General features: G+C 71.7%; 17 protein-coding genes. 9 read left to right on the plus strand and 8 right to left on the minus strand.

The features are described 5' to 3' along the window. Positions 1-70: 70 nt before the first annotated feature. Complete coding sequence (locus tag KALB_RS30910) at positions 71-1,018, minus strand: SDR family oxidoreductase (RefSeq protein WP_025359549.1); 948 nt, start codon at positions 1,016-1,018, stop codon at positions 71-73. A 68-nt stretch (positions 1,019-1,086) separates the two neighbouring features. Here KALB_RS30910 and KALB_RS30915 point away from each other — a divergent pair, with 68 nt between their 5' ends. The 3 genes from KALB_RS30915 (at position 1,087) to KALB_RS30925 (ending at position 3,560) form a co-directional block, all read left to right on the plus strand. Further along, positions 1,087-1,662, plus strand: coding sequence for a TetR/AcrR family transcriptional regulator (locus KALB_RS30915; protein ID WP_025359550.1), 576 nt, complete (start codon positions 1,087-1,089; stop codon positions 1,660-1,662). A gap of 85 nt (positions 1,663-1,747) precedes the next feature. Next, on the plus strand, positions 1,748-2,743 hold the full coding sequence (locus KALB_RS30920; RefSeq protein ID WP_025359551.1) for a helix-turn-helix domain-containing protein: 996 nt from the start codon (positions 1,748-1,750) through the stop codon (positions 2,741-2,743). A 55-nt stretch (positions 2,744-2,798) separates the two neighbouring features. Continuing rightward, positions 2,799-3,560, plus strand: coding sequence for an intradiol ring-cleavage dioxygenase (locus tag KALB_RS30925; RefSeq protein ID WP_030109579.1), 762 nt, complete (start codon positions 2,799-2,801; stop codon positions 3,558-3,560). A 106-nt stretch (positions 3,561-3,666) separates the two neighbouring features. Here KALB_RS30925 and KALB_RS30930 read toward each other — a convergent pair whose 3' ends face one another. Then, the gene (locus KALB_RS30930; RefSeq protein WP_025359553.1) at positions 3,667-6,216 is read right to left on the minus strand and encodes an AAA family ATPase; all 2,550 of its coding nucleotides are present in this window, start codon (positions 6,214-6,216) and stop codon (positions 3,667-3,669) included. Positions 6,217-6,289: 73 nt separating this feature from the next. Between KALB_RS30930 and KALB_RS30935 the strand changes: the two genes are divergently transcribed. After that, positions 6,290-7,189 (plus strand): MBL fold metallo-hydrolase, encoded by a 900-nt coding sequence (locus KALB_RS30935; protein ID WP_035975959.1) that lies wholly within the window; start codon positions 6,290-6,292, stop codon positions 7,187-7,189. 58 nt (positions 7,190-7,247) lie between these two features. On the opposite strand, the gene KALB_RS30940 is transcribed toward KALB_RS30935, so the two are convergent. Then, complete coding sequence (locus tag KALB_RS30940) at positions 7,248-8,201, minus strand: LysR family transcriptional regulator (protein WP_025359555.1); 954 nt, start codon at positions 8,199-8,201, stop codon at positions 7,248-7,250. A 260-nt stretch (positions 8,202-8,461) separates the two neighbouring features. On the opposite strand from KALB_RS30940, the gene KALB_RS30945 reads away from it, so the two are divergent. Genes KALB_RS30945 through KALB_RS30960 form a run of 4 tightly spaced genes read left to right on the plus strand, consistent with a single transcriptional unit; the run spans position 8,462 to position 12,899 of the window. Beyond that, positions 8,462-9,298, plus strand: coding sequence for an L-tyrosine/L-tryptophan isonitrile synthase family protein (locus KALB_RS30945; protein ID WP_025359556.1), 837 nt, complete (start codon positions 8,462-8,464; stop codon positions 9,296-9,298). 12 nt (positions 9,299-9,310) lie between these two features. Then, on the plus strand, positions 9,311-10,102 hold the full coding sequence (locus KALB_RS30950) for a TauD/TfdA dioxygenase family protein (RefSeq protein WP_025359557.1): 792 nt from the start codon (positions 9,311-9,313) through the stop codon (positions 10,100-10,102). Further along, complete coding sequence (locus tag KALB_RS30955) at positions 10,102-11,727, plus strand: ArnT family glycosyltransferase (RefSeq protein ID WP_025359558.1); 1,626 nt, start codon at positions 10,102-10,104, stop codon at positions 11,725-11,727. Before KALB_RS30950 ends, KALB_RS30955 begins: the two co-directional genes overlap by 1 nt. 5 nt (positions 11,728-11,732) lie before the next feature. Beyond that, positions 11,733-12,899: a glycosyltransferase 87 family protein gene (locus tag KALB_RS30960; protein ID WP_148309722.1), complete on the plus strand. Its 1,167-nt coding sequence runs from the start codon at positions 11,733-11,735 to the stop codon at positions 12,897-12,899. On the opposite strand, the gene KALB_RS30965 is transcribed toward KALB_RS30960, so the two are convergent. Beyond that, the gene (locus tag KALB_RS30965) at positions 12,828-14,531 is read right to left on the minus strand and encodes an AMP-binding protein (RefSeq protein WP_025359560.1); all 1,704 of its coding nucleotides are present in this window, start codon (positions 14,529-14,531) and stop codon (positions 12,828-12,830) included. The genes KALB_RS30960 and KALB_RS30965 overlap by 72 nt on opposite strands. A gap of 264 nt (positions 14,532-14,795) precedes the next feature. On the opposite strand from KALB_RS30965, the gene KALB_RS30970 reads away from it, so the two are divergent. Next, the gene (locus KALB_RS30970) at positions 14,796-15,626 is read left to right on the plus strand and encodes an alpha/beta fold hydrolase (protein ID WP_236650060.1); all 831 of its coding nucleotides are present in this window, start codon (positions 14,796-14,798) and stop codon (positions 15,624-15,626) included. 62 nt (positions 15,627-15,688) lie between these two features. Here KALB_RS30970 and KALB_RS30975 read toward each other — a convergent pair whose 3' ends face one another. Genes KALB_RS30975 through KALB_RS30990 form a run of 4 tightly spaced genes read right to left on the minus strand, consistent with a single transcriptional unit; the run spans position 15,689 to position 19,186 of the window. Next, on the minus strand, positions 15,689-17,506 hold the full coding sequence (locus KALB_RS30975) for a long-chain-acyl-CoA synthetase (RefSeq protein ID WP_025359562.1): 1,818 nt from the start codon (positions 17,504-17,506) through the stop codon (positions 15,689-15,691). A gap of 57 nt (positions 17,507-17,563) precedes the next feature. Continuing rightward, positions 17,564-18,118 carry a hypothetical protein gene (locus KALB_RS44440; protein WP_025359563.1) on the minus strand — a complete coding sequence of 185 codons (555 nt, stop codon included), beginning with the start codon at positions 18,116-18,118 and terminating at the stop codon, positions 17,564-17,566. Beyond that, on the minus strand, positions 18,115-18,669 hold the full coding sequence (locus tag KALB_RS30985; protein WP_025359564.1) for a hypothetical protein: 555 nt from the start codon (positions 18,667-18,669) through the stop codon (positions 18,115-18,117). The genes KALB_RS44440 and KALB_RS30985 overlap by 4 nt, the downstream gene beginning before the upstream one ends. Before the next feature lie 4 nt (positions 18,670-18,673). Then, entirely contained in the window at positions 18,674-19,186 is a 513-nt protein-coding gene (locus tag KALB_RS30990) for an Rv1363c family protein (protein ID WP_025359565.1), read from the minus strand. Between the last annotated feature and the right edge of the window lie 12 nt (positions 19,187-19,198).

The raw sequence follows: 19,198 nt of genomic DNA on the forward strand, positions 1-19,198 counted from the left end.
CCCCGGCGAAACCGCTCGCGATCTTGCCCGGCTGGTGCGCAGGAACTCACGTGGTCGTCGGGCGGCGGGCTCACGAGGACTGCTCGGCCTGTTCCTCCACCGGGAAGTGCAACCGGGTGAGCTGCTCGGACACCTGCCACAGGCGGGCGGCCAACTGCTCGTCGCGGCCCAGGCGGCTCACCCTGGCCAGGGCGGGCGAGCCGGTCATCTCCAGCGGGCCGCCGGGGCCGTAGTAGCCGCCGGGTGCCGCGTCCGGGCTGGTCGCGGCGAACAGGCTGGGCAGCGCGCCGCGGGCGGCGGACTGGGCGAGCCAGGGCAGCCGCTTGAGCCGCCCGACGAAGTCCTCGCGCCGGCTCTCCCGGCCCAGGCTGGGGCCGCTGCTGTGCAGGTTGGTGCGGGTGGATCCGGGGTGCGCGGCCACACTGCGGATGCCCCAGCCGTTGCGGGTGCTCAACCGCTGCAACTGCTTGGCGAACAACAGGTTCGCCAGCTTGGACGCGCCGTACGCGCGGTTGGGGCCGTAGGAGCGCTCGCTCTGTAGGTTGTCGAACGCGATGCGGCCGATGCGGTGGGCGAGGCTGCTGACCGTGACGACCCTGGCCTGCCCGGCGGCGCGCAGCAGCGGCAGCAGCCGCCCGGTGAGCGCGAAGTGGCCCAGGTGGTTGGTGCCGAACTGCAACTCGAAGCCGTCGGAGGTGGTCACTCGCCGGGGTACGGCCATCACCCCGGCGTTGTTGACCAGCAGGTCGATCGGGCGCCCGAGATCGAGCAGCTCGCGGGTCATGCGCTCCACCGAACTCAGCTCGGACAGGTCCAGCTCCACCACCGAGACCGCCGCCCGCGGCAGGCCGCGCAGGATCTCGGACTCGGCCCTGGCCCCCTTGGCCTCGTCCCGCACCGCGAGCACCACCTCGGCCCCCGCGGCGGCGAGCCCCCGCGCCGTCTCCAGGCCGATCCCGCTGTTGGCCCCGGTCACCACGGCCAGCGCCCCGCTCAGGTCGGACGAGTCAACAGCCACAGGAGCCCCCTCCGGCAGTAAGATGAACGTACCTTCACTTTTATCACGCCGACCGGCCGGGAGTCAGCATGTGCGCCTCACGCCAGCTGCGCGCCGACGCCGTCCGCAACCGCCAGCGCATCCTCACCGCCGCGCGGGAGCAGGTCAGCAGGCACGGGCCGGAGGTGGCCATCGAGGCCATCGCCGCGGCGGCCGGGGTCGCCGTCGGCACGCTCTACCGGCACTTCCCCACCAAGACCGACCTGGTGCGCGCGGTCATCCAGGAGCGCGCCGAGACGATCGTCGCCGACATCGAGGCCACCGCGGCCCGGGTCACCTCGGGCGCGCGGGCGATCACCGAACTGCGCACCCTGGCCACGCGCCTGCTCGACACGATCGGTGAGGACCTGGCGGTCAAGGCCGCCGCCGCGGCCATGGACGCCGCGCTGGCCAGCAGCGAGCAGGGTGAGCTGGCCCGCCGCGCCGAGGCGGCGGGCCTCGTGCTGTTCACCGCCGCGCGCGCCGACGGGGACCTGCACCCCAGCACCACCGCCGCCGACCTGACGCTGCTGATGATCACCGCGCCCGCGGACCAGCCGCCCGCGGTGCGCGCCCGCTGGCTGGAGGTGTTCCTCGCCGGGCTGCGCGCCGGGCCGGGCACCTGAGCACGCGCTGGGACCGGATCGGGTCGGTCGCTGGCAACGGTTAGCGGCTTGCGCCCGGTCCACAAGTCCTGGCTACCATCGGCGGGTGGCCGGTCGCGAGCTGAGACTGACCGCCGCCGAACGTGCCGAGCTGCACCGGCTCGCCCGCGGCGGCGGCTCGCGGCAGGCGGTGGCCCTACGCTGCCGGATCGTCCTGGCCTGTGCCGAAGGCGCGGGCAACGCGGAGATCGCCAGGCAGTTGGCGGTGAGCCCGCGCACGGTGGGCCGGTGGCGGGCGCGCTTCCTGGAGCAGCGCGTCGCGGGCCTGGCCGACCGGCCGCGTTCCGGCGCCCCGCGCCGGATCAGCGGGGCGGAGGTGGCCAGCGTGGTGAGCGCGACAGTGATCGACCTCAGCCCCACGGGCAGCCGCTGGTCCAAGCGCGCCATGGCCGCGCACAGCGGGGTCTCGGCGAGCACGGTGGGCCGGATCTGGCGGTCGTTCGGGCTCAAACCGCACCTGTTCCGCGCCAGCACACCGCTGTCCTCCAGCGACCCGTTTCTCGGCGTGGCCGAACTCGTGGGGCTGTACTGCGAAGCACCGGAGCGGGTCATCGCGATGTGCGTGGTGCGCGAGGGGGCCCGCACCTCCGCGGGCGCGGCGCGCACGACCGAACGCGACATCCGCCGGCTGCGCGAGCGCACCTCCGCCGTGCGCAAAACCCTTGACGCACAAGCTGTTCGCGGTGCGAGCCGACCGAGGGTGAGCGCGTTCCTGCGCGAGCTGCACAGCAAGGTCCCCGCCGGGGTCGGTGTGCATGTCATCTGCGACAACCACGTCATCGAGCAGGCGGTGGCCGCCCGGCGCTGGCAGCTCACCCACCCCAGGTTCCACCTGCACTTCACGCCCACGGGCGAGTACTGGGCCAATCTGGTGGAGCTCAAGCTGGTGGAGCTGGCCGTGCGGGACCTGCGTCGCGGCTACGACAACAGCCTGCGCTCGATCGAGCAGGCGCTGCTGCGACACGAGTCCGCCACGGGGCCGTTCCGCTGGATCCGGCCCGTGGACGAGCTGCTCGCCGAGCGCGCGGGCGAGGTGCACTGAACTTCTGGACCAGTCAGCTCCCCCTGTGGCACGGGCCGTTCCTACCGTCAGCGCCATGACCGAACACGACGAATCCCCGCCGTCGACCACCACTCGACGTCGCGTGCTCACCGCCATGGGCGGTATCGGCCTCGGCGCGGCGGCAGCAGGTGTGCTGGGTGGTGCGGCCTCCGCCGCCCCCGAGACACCGGAACTGCTCCGCTGCTCCACGATCCTGGCCCCCGAGGAGATCGAGGGCCCGTACTACATCCAGGGCGAGCAGCTCCGCAGCGACATCACCGAGGGCAAACCCGGTGTGCCTGTGGAACTGAGCTTCACCCTGGTCGACGTCAAGCGTTGCGTTCCCCTGCCCAACGCCTCGGTGGACGTCTGGCACTGCGACGCGCTCGGCTACTACTCCGGGTTCACCGCCAACGACCCCGACTCACCCGCGCTGGCCGGTGACGACGGGGTGCCCACCGACGACCTGACCTTCTGCCGCGGCGTGCAGGTCAGCGACACCAACGGGTTGGTGGTCTTCCGCACGATCTACCCGGGTTGGTACTACGGGCGGACCATCCACATCCACGTCAAGGTCTACACCGGTGGCCGCGAGGTGCACACCGGCCAGCTGTACTTCCAGGACCAGTTGACCGCGCAGGTCGCGGCGCTGGACCCGTACCGCACCCACCAGTTCCGCCGGTGGCGCAACAGCGAGGACTTCATCTACCTGCAGCAGGGCGGGGCGTCCTCAGTGCTGAAGGTCACCCAGGTGCGGCCGGGCTCCGTGGCGGACGGGCTGCGGGCGTCGATCTCGCTGGGGCTCAACGTCCGCTGACGGCACCGCCACGGCCACCGAGGGGTGCACGGGGTTGGGCGCCGTGGACCCCTCGGTGCGTGCGGCAGGGAGGGGATCGTGGTGGGACCGTTGGGCTTGGGGTGGTTCAGACCACCAGGTCGCGCAGCTGCGACCGGGCGGTGACGCCGAGTTTGGGAAAGCTCCGGTAGAGGTGGGAGCCGACCGTCCTGGGCGAGAGGAACAGCCGCTCGCCGATCTCCCGGTTGGACAGTCCGCTGGCGGCCAGGCGCACGATCTGTTGCTGCTGCGGGGTCAGCTCGGTCACCGCGTGCGCGGCAGCGGCCGGGGACTCGACACCGGCGGCGCGCAGTTCGGCCTGGGCGCGGGCGATCCACGGGCGGGCGCCGAGGCGCTGGAAGACCTCCAGGGCCTCGGCGAGGCGGGGGCGGGCGTCCAGGATGCGGCGCTGGCGGCGCAGCCACTCGGCGTGGTCGAGCAGCACCTGGGCACGTTCGAACGGCCACTGGGTGGTGGCCGGATCTCCCAGTGCCGCAAGGAAGTCCGGTTCCTCGTTGTGCAGAAGGGCGCGGGCGCGGCGGATCAGCGCGTGCATGCGGGGTGAGGTGGCGCCGGCGAACCGCTTCTGCGTGCGGGCGAGGACCTCGGCGGCCTCGTCCTGGTGGCCGGTGCGCACCGCGGCAGCGGCCAACTCGGCGATGGCCGGTGGCGACATGTGGTAGTGCACGGGATCGCCCGCGGCGGTGAACACCGCGCGGAACTGCTCCCAGGCGGCTTCGTGGTCCCCGCTGGCGACGGCGGCCATGCCCAGCGCCCAGCGGGCACGGGTCGCGACGGCACGGCTGCGCCCGGGCTGGATCGTGGCCAGGACGTGCTGGGCGAGGCGCCGGGCCTGGTCCACCTCACCCTGCAGCGCGAGCGCGCCCGCTTGCAGGGATTGCAGTGCGGCACTGAGGTGTCCGAGCTTGGCGTTGGCGGCCAGGCCTGCCGCATTGCTCGCGGCGAGCCTGGCCTGGGCCCAGTCCCCGTGGTCGAGGTACGCCCAGCCCGCGGAGCAGTCCAGCACGGTGGGCAGTTCACCGCGGGCGCGCCAGCGGTGCAGTGCGTCGTCGAAGATCCGCACGGCCAGCGCGGTCTCGTCCACCATCCACGCCATGGCCCCGACCGCGGTGAGCCGCTGGGGATCGCCCGCGGCCCGCTCGACCAGTTCCGGCAGCACCGAGGTCAGCTCCTCGCGGTGCGCCAACGGATCGGTGAGGGCGCGGGTCCACGGGTCGCCGCCCGCGGCCAGCTCGTGCACCCGTCTGCGGCGCGGTTCGTCACCGGAGTAGAAGCAGGCGACCGCTGCGGAAGCAAGCGCTTGCTCCGCCACCTCGGGGCACGCGGCGGCGCGCAGCAGCACGTCCACCGCCGACTCGTGCCGTGAGGTGACGGTCAGCACCTGGCCGAGCCGGAGATCGGCCAGCGCCAACAGGGTCGGGTCCCCGGTGAGCGTGCCCACCCGCGTGGCCAGCGCCTCGACCCACGGGGCCTGGCCGGTGGCCACCGCGTCCCCGGCGGCGAGCACGAACCGCCTCGCCCGCTCGTGCGGATCGGGGCTGAGCTCGGCGGCCCGTTCCAGTGCCGTGGCCGCGGCGGCGTGCCCACCCCGTTGGCGGGCACGGGAAGCGGTGTCCTCCAGGGCCTGTGCCACGGGTTCGTCGGGGCTGACCGCGGCCGAGGCGAGATGCCAGGCGCGGCGATCGGGTTCGGCGGCGAGCAACTCCGCGAGCTCCAGGTGGGCGCGCCGCCGGGTGTCCAGTGGTGCCGCGTGGTGCACGGCCGAACGGATCAGCGGGTGCCGGAAGCGCAACCGCCCGCCGACCGCGTGCAGCAGCCCGGCCCGCTCGGCGGGGGCCAGCTCGGCGGCGTACCGGGTGGCCACCAGGTCGGCGGTGTCGGTGGCGGCCAGCAGCAGGGCGTGCCTGGTGTGCGCGGGCAGCGCGGCCAGGTCCGCGGCGAAGATCCGCTCCAGCCGCTCGGGCAGGGGCAGCAGGTCCTCGGCGGAGTCCACGCGGGCCAGCTCGACCAGGGCGAGCGGGTTGCCCGCGGCCAGCGCCAGCACGCGCAGCCGCTGCCTGCCCACGGGCGGGTTCGGCTGGCGGTCCAGCAGCTCGTTGGCGGCCAGCTCGTCGAGCGGCCCCAGCGGCAGGGTCGGGAACTCGGCGAACCCGGTCTCCGCGCGGGCGGCCAGCAACAGGGCCAGTGGCTCGTCCTCCACGCGGCGGCCCACGAAGGCCAGCACCGCGCGGGTGCCCTGGTCCAGCCACTGCACGTCGTCGGCGACCACCAGCAGCGGGCCCAGCTCGGACAGCAGGGCGAGCACCGCGATGCCGATCAGCAGGCGGTCCGGCCGGTGGTCGGTCAGGCCGAACGCCCCGTGCAGGGCCTCGCGCTGGCGCCGTGGCAGGGCGGCGGTCTCGGCCAGCACCGGGTGCAGCAGCTGGTGCAGGCCCGCGTAGGGCAGGTCGGCCTCGTCCTGTGTGCCGGTGACGCGCAGCACGCGGCGGCTCGTGTCCCCGGCGGCCAGGTCGAGCAGGCTGCTCTTGCCCGCGCCCGGCTCGCCGGTCAGCAGCAGTACACCGCTGGTCAACCCCAGCACGGCCGCGCGCTCGCCGTCCCGGCCGATCAGGTCCACCAGTCGACTCTAGCCCCAGGTGCAGTCGGCCGTCCGATACCGCCAGGACCGCGGCGGGCGCAGGCTGGTCCGCATGACCGACAGCATGCTCCTGGGCGAGGTCGAGATCACCCGGGTCTTCGAACAGCGCACCGCGGCCATGCCCCGTGAGTCCGTGTTCCCGGACAGCGCCCAGCACTGGCAGGACAACCGCGACCTGCTGGTCCCCGACTTCTGGCAGCCCGACACCGACCAGGTGCTGTTCAGCATGCAGACCTGGGTGCTGCGCAGCGGGGGCCGCACGATCCTGGTCGACACCGGCATCGGCAACAACAAGGAACGCCCGTACATGCCCCTGTTCGCGCACCTGGACACCGACTACCTGGGCAACCTGGCCCGCGCCGGGGTGCGGCCCGAGGACGTGGACGTGGTCGTCTGCACCCACGTGCACGGCGACCACGTCGGCTGGAACACCCGGCTGGTCGACCGCGAGTGGGTGCCCACCTTCCCCAACGCCCGGTACGTGTTCTCGCGCGCTGACTTCGACTACTGGAACCCCGACAACGCGCGCACCACGCGGTCCGGTCGGCGCATGCAGAACGTGTTCGAGGACAGTGTGGCGCCCGTGCACCGCGCCGGGCAGACCGTGCTGTGGGAGGAGCAGTACGAGATTGACGGCGCGCTGCGCCTCACGCCCGCGCCCGGCCACACCCCCGGGTCCGCGGTGCTCACCCTGCGCTCCGGCACCGACCAGGCCGTGTTCGTCGGCGACATGCTGCACAGCCCGGTGCAGCTCGCCGTGCCGGACTGCGGCCCGAGCTTCGACGAGGCCCCGGCCCAGGCCGCCGACACGCGCCGCCGGGTGCTCGGGTGGGCCGCCGACAACACCGCACTCGTGCTGCCCGCGCACTTCCCCGGCACCGGGGCCGCCGAGGTCCGACGCGCCGGTACCGGCTTCGCCGTGCAGTCCTGGGCGGGCTTCTCCCCCGCCTGAGGTGCCATGAAAGTGCCGTTCCTGGCACCTGACGCCAGGAACGGCACTTTCATGGCAGCTACACCGCCATGCGGCGGGTCAGCCAGCGCTGGTAGACCCGGGCCTTGGCCGCCTCGTCCCAGTAGCCGCTGCTGGCGGCGGCGAGCAGGTCGGCACCGTGCGCGGCCACCGGGCTGTCCGCCGCGAGGGCGAGCAGGTGGCGCAGTTCGGTGTGCACGTCGGTGATCGGCAGCACGGCGATGCCCTCCCCGCAGTCGGCGGTGGCCTGCGCGAGCATCACGGCCAGCCCGCGCCGCAGCACGTCACGGGCGGTGGAGCCGCCGAGCCGGTACCCGATGGTGGGCGTGAACCCGACCGACTGGCAGATCCCGTGCAGGTACTCCGAGCACCGCACCTCCAGGTCGTCGGGCAGGATCCAGGACTGCCCGGCCAGCTCGGCCAGGCGCACCTCACCGCGCCAGGCCAGCGGGTTGCTGGTGGCCATCGCGATGAACAGCGGTTCGGTGACCACCTCGTGCACCAGGACCCCGGCGGGCCGGGGCAGCGCGAGCCCGGGGTGCTCCAGCAGCAGGGCGGCCTCCAGGGTGCCGGCGGCCAGCAGTTCCAGCGCGTCCCAGCCGCAGCGCTGCTGGCGCAGCACGACCTGGGTCTCGGGCATCAGCTCGCCAAGGCGCTGCGCGACGGGGGCCGCGAGCGGGGTCGGCTGCGCGGCCATCCGCACCACCTGCGGCACCGGTGAGCGATCCTCGGTGCGCGACTGGGCCTCGGTGATGAGCTTGTCCAGTGAGGGCAGGAGGGTCTTCGCGTGGTTGAGCACCAGCTCGCCCAGCGCGGTGGGCCGGGAGCCACGCCGGTCGCGCACGAACAGCGCGCCGCCGAACATGCGCTCCACCCGTTGCAGCTGGTAGGTCAGCGCGGGCTGGGTGAGACCGAGCGCGGACGCCGCTCTGGTCATGCTCCCGGCCTTGGCGATCTCGCAGATCATCCGCAGCTGACGCACCTCGACCTCCATGCGGCCGGAGTCTACAAGCGGATCGTTTGGGCCGAAACCACCTGAGGTTCCATCAGCAGTCCTGATGACCTTGTCTTATTAGACAGCGCATTGTGCCCGTTTCATACTTCCGAGTGACATTCGGTTCCCGAGCCCACCTTGGACACGCCGTGACCACGCAGGAAGAATTCACAGCCAGACGAATACTGTCCATTCTTCTCCAGCACCGGCGCCGCGCGCGCCACGGCACCGACTGCACCTCACAGCACTGCCCCACCTGCATGAACCCGCACCTGAACCAGGTAGTGCGCTTCGTGCGCAAGGGCCTTCCGGTGGAACTCGCACTCCCCGCCTTCCCGGCGAAGTCGCCCAATCTGAACAAGGTTCTCGGCCCACTTCCGGACAAGGCCGAGGAAATCGCGGTGCGATTCCTGAACGACCTGTGCGAGCAGATCTCAACCGTCTACGCGCCCGGGGCACGCATCACCATCTGCGCGGATGGACGAGTCTTCGCCGACCTGATCGGTGTACCAGATGCCCATGTGAGCGGGTACCAGAGTGCAATGGCCCGGCTGGTGGCCCGCGAGGCCCCGGCGGCGCTGCGGCTGTTCACCCTCGACGACGCGGCGGCCGGGCTGGACCCGGTGGAGCTGCGGCGCAGGCTGGACGAGCACCACGGCGAGAGCGTGGCGCAGCTGCGCGAGGAGATCCGCACGAACTCCGACACCCGGGCGATGTACCTGGGCATCGTGCGCTTCCTGGTGGAGGACCGGCTGGGCCCGGGCTACCAGGGCACCCGTTCGGCGCTACAGCGCAAGAGCCGTGACCGCGCCTACGGGGTGGTCGCGCGCAGCCGGGCATGGGGTCGCCTGGTCGGCGAGCGCTTCCCGGACTCCGTGCGGCTGTCCATCCACCCGCAGCCCTGCGGCTCGGCCAAGCTCGGCATCCTGCTCGGCGGCGGAGCCGACAGCTGGCTGACCCCGTGGCACTCGGTGGCCGTGCAGGGCGGCGGGCATTTCCGCCTGATGAAGCGGATCGAGGCCGAGCGGCTGGGCGCCGTACTGGTACACGACGGCGGGCGCCCCAGCCACTTCGTGCTGTCCAACTCCTGCTCCTGAGAGAGAAGGCCGATGATCTACCTGGAACCGTTCGGCGTGCGGGCCTCCGCCGCCGGACTCCGCCACGACCAGCTGCGCGACCTGGCCCGCGAGCACCACCTGCTCGTGCTGGAGGACCTCCCGGCACCGGGCAGCGCCGAGCAGTTCAGCCAGTGGTGCGAGGGGCTCGGCCAGATCATGATGTGGCCGTTCGGCGCGGTGCTGGAGCTGGTCGAGGCCGACTCCCCCACCGACCACATCTTCGACCACAGCTACGTGCCCATGCACTGGGACGGCATGTACAAGCCGTTCATCCCGGAGTTCCAGGTGTTCCAGTGCGTCAGCGAGCCGGGAGCCGGGCACGGTGGCCGCACCACCTTCTGCGACACCACGAAGCTGCTGCGCGAGCTGGACCCGGACCTGCTCGCCGCGTGGCGGGAGGTCGTTGTGACGTACCGGATCCAGAACGTGGTGCACTACGGGGGCAAGGCCGTGTCCCCGCTGGTGGTGCCGCACCCGAGGACCGGCGAGCCGACCCTGCGCTACAACGAGCCGCCCATCGAGGACGACGAGTCCTTCCTCAACCGGCCGCTGCACGAGTTCGCCGGTACCGAGGACGTGGTGGTCCTCAAGGAAGAACTGCGCAAGGCGCTGTACGACCCGCGCTACTTCTACGCCCACGACTGGCGGGCCGGGGACGTGGTGATCACCGACAACCACGCGCTGCTGCACGGCCGGGAGACCTTCACCCATCGGGCACCGCGCCACCTGCGCCGGGTGCACGTGCTGGGCGACCCGCAGTTCGCCAACCCGGCAGTGGCCTGATGACCGGACGCAGCCGCGCCTGGTTCGTGGCTGGGCTCGCCGCGGTCGCGTTCGCGCTGGCCTTCTGGGCGGTCGGCGAGGTCGACCCGCACTACTACTACACGGTCGCCGTGCGCTCGATGAGCACGAGCTGGCACGATTTCCTTTACGGCGCCTACGATCCCGCCGGATCGATCACCGTGGACAAGATCCCCGGCGCACTGTGGGTGCAGGCGTTGTTCGTGCGGGTGCTGGGATTCCACCCGTGGGTGGTGCTGCTGCCGCAAGCGCTTGCCCTGGCGGGAACCGTGCCAGTGCTCTACGACGCGGTCCGTCGCTGGGCCGGGACCCGGGCCGGTCTCATCGCGGCGGTGGCGTTCACGCTGACACCGATCTCCGTTGTGCTGGCACGGGTGAACATCCCCGACACCGTGCTGGTGCTGCTGCTGGTCTGCGCCGCGAACGCGGCCACCAGGGCCGTCACGGACGGGCGGTGGCGGCCACTGCTGCTGGCCGGGGTCTGGGTCGGCCTGGCGTTCCAGGTCAAGATGGCGCAAGCATTCCTCGTGCTGCCTGGCCTGTTCGGCGCCTTCCTGCTCAGCGGGCACGGCACCCTGCTCGCCAGGCTCGGCCGCACGGCAGTGTCCACTGTGGTCACTCTCGCGGTCAGCGGCACGTGGGTCCTGCTCGTGGCACTGACCCCGGCGAGTGCCCGGCCATACGTGGACGGCAGCACCCACAACTCCGTCTGGGAGATGGTGTTCGTCTACAACGGGTTCGGGCGCCTGCTGCACGGGGACGCGCCCAGCGGGCAGCTCGCCAGCATGCTGATGGACTTCGACGGTCCGCCAGGACTCGGCCGCGTGTTCGGACCCGAGGTGGGCTGGCTGCTGCCGGTGGCCTTGATCGCCTTGGCGTACGGCCTGGTGCGCGGCGGTCGCGCGGAACGGCCCGGCTGGGTGCTGTGGGGCAGCTGGCTCGTCCTGCACGCGGCGGCTTTCTGCCTGGCCAGCGGCATTCACCCGTACTACACGGCGGCGTTGGCGCCCGCGGTGGCGGCGCTGGCCGGTGCGGGCCTGTCCCGGTTGCCGAGCCCACGCTGGGCGGTCGTGGCCACGGTGGTCGTGCTGGCGATCCCCGGTGGCCTCGCGGTGACGGCCTCCGCGAAGCCGATCACCGGCCTGGACGGCATCAACCCCGTTGTGGGGCAAACGGTTGCGCTGCCCGCGGCGGGCATGGCCACCATGCACGGCTTGCCCGCGGACGCCAAGATGCCGCCCGGGCTCGGTGACATGCACATGCTCACGCCCAACCAGCCGCTGCTGGACTACGTGCGCTCGCACCACGGCTCGGAACAGTACCTGCTGGCGGTGCCCACGGCGAACACGGCATCGCCCTACCTGGCGGTGGGCGAGTCGGTGCTGCCCATGGGCGGTTTCACCGGTGCGGCCCCGTTCCCGTCCACGGCCGAGCTGGCGTCCCTTGTGGACACTGGTCGGCTGCGCTACGTCATGGTGGGCGGCTTCCACGGCATGATGGGCGGTCCGGTGGCACAGGAACGCGAGCAGTGGGTGACGGCGCACTGCAAGCCCGTGGACTACCCGGCGCCGCCCGGTCCCCCCGAACGACTCTACGACTGCGGGTGAGCGGCATGCGCGTGGGATTGGTGGTCGCCGGGTCGCTGCTGCTGGCGGCGATCGTGGCGGTGGTGCACTACCAGGTCACCGGCTACCTGGTGATGAGCGACTTCATCGACCTGTCGGTCTACCGGGCCGGTGCACAGGCGCTGCTGGCCGGGCAGCCCCTCTACGAGGGCAAGATCGCGGGCGGCATGTTCTCCTTCACCTACCCGCCCTTCGCCGCGATCCTGTTCGCGCCACTCGCGCTGGGACCGGCCCAGTTGTGGCAGGCACTGGTATTCCTGGCCAACCTCGTGCTGCTCTACCTCGCCGTGCGCCTCTGCCTGCGCACCGCGAAACCCGCGCAGGTGCTGGCCGCCTCCGCCGTGCTGTTCTGGCTCGAACCCGTGTCCTGGACCGTCTACCTGGGACAGATCAACCTGTTGCTGCTGGTTATCCTGTTGTGGGACCTGGGTCCGGACCGGCCAGGCCGGTGGCGCGGCATCGGCGTGGGCATCGCGGCTGGCATCAAGCTCACCCCGCTGATCTTCGTGGCCTACCTGCTGGTGACCCGCCAGTTCCGCGCCGCCGGGATCGCGTTGGCCACCACCGCCGTGACCGTCCTCATCGGACTCACGTTCGCCCCTGCCGACACGATTGGCTACTGGTCGGGCACGTTCCTGCGCACCGACCGGGTCGGCGAGGTGGCCTCGGCCATGAACCAGTCGATCAACGGCACCCTGGCCCGCCTGCTCGGGGTGGCGAACCCGCCGACCGCGCTCTGGCTGGCGATCGCCGTACCCGTTGCCGCACTGGGACTGCTCGGTGCCGCGCTGGCGCACCAGCGGGGTGAGCGCCTGCTGGCGATCACGGTGTGCGGGCTGACCGGGGCGGCCGTCTCGCCGATCTCCTGGAGCCACCACTGGATCTGGTTCGTACCGCTGGCGATCCTGGTGCACCGGCGATCGAAGTGGCTGGCCGCCGCCTTCGTGCTCGTGCTGTTCGCCTGGCCGGTGCACTTCCTCACCGGGCACCGCATGGACGTACCGGCGCTGGGCGTGATCGGCCTGCCGCCGTGGCACGGGCTGGACCTGGTGTACGCCAACCTGTACCTGCTCGTGCTGCTGCTACCACTCGCCCAACATGTAGCGGCGGCTGCACGCGCTCCGGTCCACGGCGCCGCGAGCGGTGCGCGGTAACGTCCACGGCGGCACCACGACGACCTCGCGCGGGCCGATCCCGTGCTCGCAGGCCAGGGCCGCGCGCACCGCCTGCACCACGGGATCGGGCTCGGCGACGGACTCCACCACGACGATCAGCCCGCGCACGTTCACCGCCGGGATCGGGAACGCGGTGACGGCCTCCGGCCGCACGGCGGGCAGTCCGTCGGCGACCGTGGCCTCCACGTCACTGAGGAAGTGGCTCTGCCCGCGCAGGTCGACCAGATCGTTCATCGCGCCGACCACGTGCAGCCTGCCTTCGCGCAGCACACCGAGGTCCCCGGTGCGCAGCCACGGGCCCTCCACGATGCTGAGCACGTCCTCGCCCTGGGTGAAGGCCGGGAACCGGTCGATGGTCCGGTCCGCGTCCGACCAGTAGCCGCGTGCCACGCTCGGCCCGGCCAGCCACACCTCGCCCACCTGGTTGTCGGCCAGCCTGCGGTGGCTGGCCGGGTCGACCACCACCGCGCGCAGCCCGCGGGCCAGTTCGTAGCCGACGAGGTCCACGTTGCGCCCCAGCCGCGAGGTGCTCTGCACGGCGATGCCCTCGGCGAGCAGGTCCCGGTCGAAACCGACCACGGTGCCGCCCGGCGCGGTCGAGCCGATCGCCACGAACGCCGTGGCCTCGGCCACCCCGTACCAGGCCAGGCAGGCACCCTGGCGCAGCCCCCACCGGCCCAGCACCTGCTCCACGGTCGGCACGATCTCGCCAAGTCTGTTCTGCCCCAACATGAACAGCGCCGTCACCCGGTCCAGGCGCAGCGCGTGCTGGTCCATGTCGGCGGCGTGCCGCACGCAGCTGGCCAGCACGGTCGGCGGGGCCGCGGTGATCGCGCGCGGGTACTCCGCCAGCGCCTCCAGCCAGCGCGCGGGCTGCCATCCGGCCAGCTCCGGGTCGATCAGCACCCCGTGCAGGCCGCCGACCATCGGTACCACGATGTTGAGCAGCAGCGCGGACTCGTCGTAGAGCGGCAGCATGCCCACGGTGTGCCGGGCCCGGTGTCGAACGGCGGCCAGCAGCTGCCTGGCGTTGGCCACCAGGTTGGCCACGGTCAGCACGACCCCGGCGGGGTTGCGGGCGGAGTCGAAGGCGTAGCGCAGGCAGGCGATGTCGTCGCGTCTGCTGCGTTCGGGCGGCATGCTGGTCTGCGACTGCCCACGCAACAGGTCCACCGCGATCACCGCCTGCGGGCTGGCCTGCGGGAAGTCCGCCAGGAAGGTGAACAGCCCCGGCAGCGCCCCGCTGGTGGTCAGCACGCAGTCGGCGCGGCAGTCCGCCAGCACCAGCCCCAGCCGCCCCGGCTCGTCCACCTGGTCGGGGGCGTAGAGCGGCACCGCGACCAGCCCGGCGCGGACCGTGGCCAGGAATGCCACCACGTAGTCCAGGCCCTGCGGGCAGACAATCGCGACGCGCTGCCCGGACGCGACAGTTCGGGCCAGGTGCGCGGCGGTTTCTCGCACCCACACGGCCAGCTCCGCCCAGGTCACCGAATCCAACTCGGCGCCGGAGAAGGTCAGCGCGGGCCGGTCCGGTTTCTCCGCGGCCCAGCGCTCCAGGTAGTCGGTCAGCGGATCGCCACGATCCTGACGGCCTGCCAGGGGTTCCAACACCTCGCCGAGACTAGGAACCGTTGACTCACCCGGTCAATATCAGCACTACACAAGTTTCCAGCTGGCTGCTGTGCGAGGTGCGCAGGTTCTGACTAATTCCGTTCCGACCGACAAAAAAGCACATTCCGACGCTATCGTGTGAGTTCCAGGCCACACCACGAACGGCGGAACATGAGCGTTTCCTCCCACGAGGTGTTACTCCACACCCATCGAGTTCGATACACCGAATACACACCGGCGAAACAGAATGAACCGGCCGAGGACGTGCTGCTGCTGTTGCACGGCATCGCGGGCAGCGCGCGCACCTGGGACCCGCTGCTGGCGGAGTTGGAGCGCTTGGAGTACCCCGGCCGCGTGCTCGCCCCCGACCTGCTCGGGCACGGGGAGCTGGCCCAGCCGCACGGGGACTACTCCATGGGCGCCTACGCCAGCGACGTGCGCGATCTGTTGGTGCTGCTGGAACTCTGGCACGCCACGGTGATCGGCCACTCACTGGGCGGCGGCATCGCCATGCAGTTCGCGTACCAGTTCCCGCAGCACTGCGGACGGCTCGTGCTGGTGTCCAGCGGCGGGCTCGGCCGCACGGTGAGCCCGCTGCTGCGTGCCGCCACCCTGCCCGGGGCCAAGCTCGTGCTGCCGTTGCTGGCCAGCCGGGCGGTGATCGAGGGCGGTCGGCGCATCGGGCAACTCGTCGAGCGGTTCGGCGGCGGCCCGCTGTCCCCGGAGCTGACCGAGTTCGGTGCGCACTTCGCCTCACTGGAGCAGGCCGTGCGCCGCGAGGCGTTCGTGGACACCGCGCGCGGCGTGATCGACGTGCACGGCCAGCGGGTCAGCGGCCGGGACCGGCTCTACCTCGCCGATGCCGCGCCCACCCTGCTCGTCTGGGGCGAGCAGGACCCGATGATCCCCGTGGAGCACGGCAGGCGCGCCGCCCGCGAGATGCCCGGCAGCAGGCTGGAGGTGTTCGAGGAGTCCGGCCACTTCCCGCACTGCGCGGAACCCGAGCGCTTCGCCTCCGTACTGCTCGACTTCCTCGCCACGACCAGCCCCGCCCGCCTCGACGTGACCGAACTGGCCCAGAAACTGGCCGAATAGGACACGCCATGAAAGTGCCGTTCGTGGCGTTGAACGCCACGAACGGCACTTTCATGGCACACTCACACCCGGATCCGGCCGGCGGACACGTCCTCGGCGTAGCCGGGGTAGGCCTCCACGTAGCCGTCCGCACGACCGGCGAGCACGTAGAGCGGGTCGCTGACGCGGTCGGGGTCGTAGCCCTCCTCGCGCAGGTTGACCTTGCGGCTCTTGAAGGTGGAGGTCTGCTCCACGGCGTCGACCACGCGCAGGAACAGCGGCACGGCGTAGTGCGGCAGCTTGCCGACCAGGTGGGCGGCGAGCGCGACCCCGTCGAGAGTGGAGCCCGCGCGGAGCTTGATCGTGGCCATGCCCGCGCGACCGTCGCTGGCGGGTACGGCCACCCCGTACACCACGGCCTGTTCCACGCCCTCGAACTCGGCGAGCGCGGCCTCGACCTCGGTGGTGGCGACGTTCTCGCCCTTCCAGCGGAACGTGTCGCCGAGACGGTCCACAAAGGACACGTGCGACCAGCCCTGGTCGCGCACGAGGTCCCCGGTGTCGAACCAGCAGTCCCCGGAGCGGAACGCGTCGCGCACGAGCTTGCGTTCGGTGGCCTGCGGATCGGTGTAGCCGTCGAACGGCGCCCGCGAGGTGATCTTCGTGAGCAGCAGGCCCACCTCGCCCGCGCGCACCTTGCTGGCCCTGCCCCGCTCGTCGCGGGCGGCCCGCCCGGTGCTCGGGTCGTAGCGGACCACGGCGAAGGGCAGCGGGCAGATCCCCGCGGTGCGGTCGAGGTTGAGCGCGTTGACGAAGGCGAGATTGCACTCGCTGGCGCCGTAGAACTCGGCGACGCGCGGGATGGCGAACCGCTCGGTGAACTCGGTCCAGATCTCGGGGCGCAGCCCGTTGCCGACGACCACGCGCACCTGGTGCTGACGCTCGGCGGGGCGCACGGGCTGGTTGAGCAGGTACCGGCACAGCTCGCCGATGTAGCAGAACGCGGTGGCGCGCATGCCGACCACGTCGTCCCAGAACCGTGAGGCGGAGAACGAGCGGCCCAGCGCCATGCAGGCCCCGGCGGCCAGCACCGAGGACAGCGAGACGGTCAGCGCGTTGTTGTGGTAGAGCGGCAGACAGCAGTACAGGGTGTCCTGCCCGTTGAGCCGCACGCCCAGCCTGCCCAGCCCGGTCATGCCCTTGAGCCAGCGGAAGTGTGACATGGTGCTGGCCTTGGGCAGGCCTGTGGTGCCGGAGGTGAAGATGTAGAACGCCTTGGTGCTGGCGCGGACCTCGGCGCACTGGGGCGGGTCGGTCACCGGCGCGTCGGCGGCCTCGGCGTCCAGGTCGGGGTGGCCGGGCAGCGAACCGTCCAAACCGGACAGTCCGAGCACTTCGCCCACAATGTCCACATCGGACAGTGAGTCCAGTGCCTCGGCGCACTCGGCGCCGACCACGAGGACCTTGCTGTCCAGCAGCCGCTGGCTGTGGTCGAGCACCTCGCCGCGCTGGTTGTGGTTGAGCATGCCCGCGGTGGCGCCGAGCTTGACCACGGCGAGCGCGACGAGCAGGGTCTCCGGCCGGTTCGTGGCGAGCAGGCCCACCACGGAGCCCTGGCCGACCCCGCGCCCGGCAAGCACCGCGGCGTACCGGTTGACCTGGGCGTTGGCCTGGCCGTAGCTGAGCTCGCGGCTGCCGAACCGCAGGAAGGGGCGGTCCGGGTGGCGGTTGGCCAGGCGCTGGAACACGTGCCCGACGGACTCCCGCGCGCTCGGCCGCAGGGTCAGCAGACCCAGCGCGCCGTGCACCATCTTGGGCGCGTCCACCGCGAGGCCCGGCAGGGCGCGCACCACGTCGACGAGGCCGACCCGATGGGCCGCCACCTGCTCCGTTGCATCCATCACCCACCACATTACCCACTAGTAGCTTCGGATCGCATAGCCCGTTCCGGGTACTGGTCACTGAATCGGTACCAGGGACAGTGACAGCGTGTTGCCAGGTCCGGGGACCGCGGCGTTCACGAGCACCGTGACCAACTCGCAGCCCTCGAACTCGGGCAGGGCGAAGGTCCCGCTGAGTTCGCCGCCCCGATCCGGGTCGAACCCGGGCGGCGAACTCAGGTCCACCCGCACCGGCTGCCGCGCGGCACAGCCGGGTGGTGATGCGAGGGTGAACCCCGCTGCGCGGATGTCGGACAACTTCACGGTGGCCGTCACGCTCAGGTTCACCCGCCCGTCGGCGAATCGCCCCTGAATCGGTTCGGTACCGGCGAAACCCAGGTCGCTGGACACACCGACTGCGCTGAAGGACGCAGTGCCCTTCGGCGGGTCGGCGGTGAACAGGCCGGTCGCCGGCTCCAGGGTGACCGCCGCGGTGCTCGTGCCCAGGTCGAGGTCCACACCGGCCCGTTGCAGGTGCACGTGCCCGGTGGCGGTGTACCGGTGGGCCTGGGGCCCGAGCGGCGAGCAGCCCGCCAGGGCCAGGCAGGCCACCGCGAACAGCAGCCGCCTCACCGGGGTTGCAGGCCGGTGATCCGCCAGTGCCCGTCCTGGCGCTGCGCCGTCACGGTCAGCTGGGCCGGGGCCACCGCGGACTGGTTGTTGTCCCCGCGGGTGGCCGACTGGTCGAGGAACACCAGCAACTGCGCGCGGTCACCGTCCAACAGCGACACTCCGGTCAGCACCGCCTTGGTGGTCAGCACGAGCTTCTGCGCGGGCGCCTGCTTGCGGACCTCCGCGAACAGCTTGTCGTACTGCCCCAGCGCGTCCCCGGCGAGCACCTGCTTGGCCGCCTGCTCGGTCTGCGCGGTGTTGTCGTAGCGGTAGGAGAAGACCTTGCCCAGCGCGTCGCCGATCTCGCTCGCCACCTGGCTGGTGCCCGAGGGGTCGACCAGCGCCTGGTTCTGCGCCGCGGGGTCGTCCCACAGAGTCGTTGCCTGCCAACGGAACCAGCCGCCGAGCCCGAGGCAGAGCACGATCAGGCCGATCAACGGCCAGCGCCGCGACGGGCGCTTCGCGACGGGCACCTCGTCCTCGGTGACGAGCTCTTCCTGTACTGCGGTCATGCGATCACACCCCGCCTGCGGGCACGGCGGCCAGTGCGCTGAGCTTCCAGCCCTGGTCGGTGCGGGTCAGTTCGGCCTGGAACCGGTTGCGCTTGGTGACCTTGTCCCCGGTCTCGGGGGTCACCTCCACCTCCACGGAGGCGATCAGCCGGGCGGTGCCCGCGCGCTGGTCCAACGCGGTCACCGCGGAGTCCAGCAACTTCGCCGAGGTGACGGTCTTGGCCTGCGCCAACTGCTTCTTGCCGTCATCGGTGGTCTTCGCCAACTGCTCGTGCAGGGTGCCGGTGGACACGTCCAGCCAGGACTTCATGCCCTCGTCCACCTTGCGGTAGTCCAGGGTGTTCATCCGCACGAGGTCCTGCTGCGCCGCGTCGACCACCGCCGAGCGGTCCACCGCGAACTGCCGGGACTCGTCGTGCGCAGCCGACCACCAGGACCAGCCCGCCCAGCCCGCGAAGGCCAGCGCGGCCACCGCCAGCACCACCGGCACGGCCCTTCTGGTGCGCGATTGCTCCATGTCCACTCCTCG

The organism is Kutzneria viridogrisea DSM 43870 (assembly GCF_000525635.1).
In the GTDB taxonomy this organism is placed as follows: Bacteria; Actinomycetota; Actinomycetes; order Mycobacteriales; family Pseudonocardiaceae; genus Kutzneria; species Kutzneria viridogrisea.

Coding starts and splice junctions, on each gene's coding strand:
- KALB_RS30990 (WP_025359565.1), bottom strand. CDS start 19,186: ATGGAGCAATCGCGCACCAGAAGGGCCGTGCCGGTGGTGCTGGCGGTG.
- KALB_RS30955 (WP_025359558.1), top strand. CDS start 10,102: ATGACCGGACGCAGCCGCGCCTGGTTCGTGGCTGGGCTCGCCGCGGTC.
- KALB_RS30915 (WP_025359550.1), top strand. CDS start 1,087: ATGTGCGCCTCACGCCAGCTGCGCGCCGACGCCGTCCGCAACCGCCAG.
- KALB_RS30935 (WP_035975959.1), top strand. CDS start 6,290: ATGACCGACAGCATGCTCCTGGGCGAGGTCGAGATCACCCGGGTCTTC.
- KALB_RS30940 (WP_025359555.1), bottom strand. CDS start 8,201: ATGGAGGTCGAGGTGCGTCAGCTGCGGATGATCTGCGAGATCGCCAAG.
- KALB_RS30945 (WP_025359556.1), top strand. CDS start 8,462: ATGAACCCGCACCTGAACCAGGTAGTGCGCTTCGTGCGCAAGGGCCTT.
- KALB_RS30950 (WP_025359557.1), top strand. CDS start 9,311: ATGATCTACCTGGAACCGTTCGGCGTGCGGGCCTCCGCCGCCGGACTC.
- KALB_RS30960 (WP_148309722.1), top strand. CDS start 11,733: ATGCGCGTGGGATTGGTGGTCGCCGGGTCGCTGCTGCTGGCGGCGATC.
- KALB_RS30975 (WP_025359562.1), bottom strand. CDS start 17,506: ATGGATGCAACGGAGCAGGTGGCGGCCCATCGGGTCGGCCTCGTCGAC.
- KALB_RS30985 (WP_025359564.1), bottom strand. CDS start 18,669: ATGACCGCAGTACAGGAAGAGCTCGTCACCGAGGACGAGGTGCCCGTC.
- KALB_RS30925 (WP_030109579.1), top strand. CDS start 2,799: ATGACCGAACACGACGAATCCCCGCCGTCGACCACCACTCGACGTCGC.